The 1,654-nt window shown below is 69.0% G+C and carries 1 protein-coding gene; it reads left to right on the top strand.

The genetic code is table 11. The features are described from left to right. On the top strand, positions 1-1,654 hold a 1,654-nt coding region (locus tag AC3XYG_RS35075; RefSeq protein WP_489144526.1), incomplete at both ends, for a hypothetical protein.

Raw genomic sequence — 1,654 nt, 5'->3', positions numbered from 1 at the left:
GGAGCGGCTGGGTCTGGAGCGGCAGATCAAGGAGGAACAGGACAAGCAGGCACTGGCTGCCCGCATCCAGGAAACCTCGACCGGCGGCATGGCGGCCGTGAACCGCGAGCTGGAGCTGTCGGTGAAGCTGCTCGGCGAAGGCCGGATCAGCCAGGCGCAGTTCAGCGCGGAGGCCGGTCGTATCTCAACCGAGGGGTTCGAGGCGTATCGGAAGGCCGTCAAGGACGGCAACACCGAGCTGGCCGCCAGCGTCAAAGCGCAAATCGAGGCCCAGTCCAAGATTGCGTGGGGCGCGCTGCAGGCCAAGGCCGCGCTGAACGATGTCATCAGCCGGGCGCTGGACGCCATGATCTCGCTGACCGCTGCGGGATCGCAGGCCGGCGGTATCCTCGGCTGGGTCGCCGGGATGGCGAATGGCGTGCTGACCCAGGCCAAGGCCGGCCAGGCGGCGCCGGAGGCCGTGCCGAGCTGGGGCGACTACTGGAAGGGCGTCCAGGGCGATTGGTCCAATTGGAACAAGGGCCACGGCGGCACCGGTGCCGGCCGGACCAAGGAATCCGAGTTCGGCAAGGAGTCGAAGCGGATCAAGGACCAGATCCGCGACATGCAGGTCCAGGCCGACACGCTCGGCCTGTCGTCGGAGGCGGCGGCCCGCCTGACAGTCCAACGCCGGCTGCTGACCGCGGCCGACCAAGATGGCCGCAAGACCACGGACGAACTGACGGCCAAGATCAACGAGCAGGCAGATGCCTACGCGAAGGCGTCGGAGGCCCAGCGCCAGGCGCAGATTGCGCAGCGGCAGCGCGAGACGCTGTCCGGCAACACGGTCTCCCTGATCGGCTCGACGGCGCGGCCGGCGGAGGCGCGGGGTCGCGAGCTGGCCGACCTGTCGCGGACGTCTCAGCTGATCCAGGCCGGCGACCCGACGATGTTGGACCAGCTCGCCGAGTCCGGCTACTCGGTGGCCGATGCGCTGGAAGCAATCCGCCGCCGATCGCTGGAGCTGAACAACCCCGGCGTGGCCGGCTTTCTGGACGGCTTCAAGTCCTCGTTCCGCGACCTGGCCCCGTCGGTGATCAAGAGCAGCGGCGATATAGGCAGCGCCCTCAGCAGCTTCGCCGACAGCCTGGCGGACCTGGCGCTCGACAAATTCGTGTTCGAGCCGCTAGGCGAGGCTGCCGACGGCCTGTTCGACAGCATCGCGCGCGGCGCCGGTCTGGGCGCGCCTGCTAATGATAACGGGGCCAAGGGTGCGGCCAATGACAACAGCGTCGGCGGCTCCCTCGGCCGGCTCATCGGTCTTGGCGGCGACCAGGCGGACAGCACGGTCGGCAGCGCGAACATCCAGGTCGGCAGCGCCAGGATTTCGGTTGCCGGCGCCGCCGGCGGACTGACGGGCGGTGTCGGTGCCGATCCCATCGGCGACCTGATCCGCGCCAACTCGACCACCGTCGAGGCCGCCGACACGTTCAACCAGGGCTTCGGCACGGCGTTGCAGGGCATCAGCAACGGCGTCTCCCAGCAGGGTGGCGGATTCCTGTCGGGCTTCGGCGGGGCACTTGGCAGCATCATCAACGGCTTTGGCAGCCTGTTCAGCGGCGATGCCGGATCGGGCGCGCAGGGCATCCTCAGCGGGATCGTCTCGCTGGTGCCG

It is taken from the genome of Inquilinus sp., from assembly GCF_057815775.1.
This window is presented reverse-complemented; position numbering and strand designations above follow the sequence as displayed.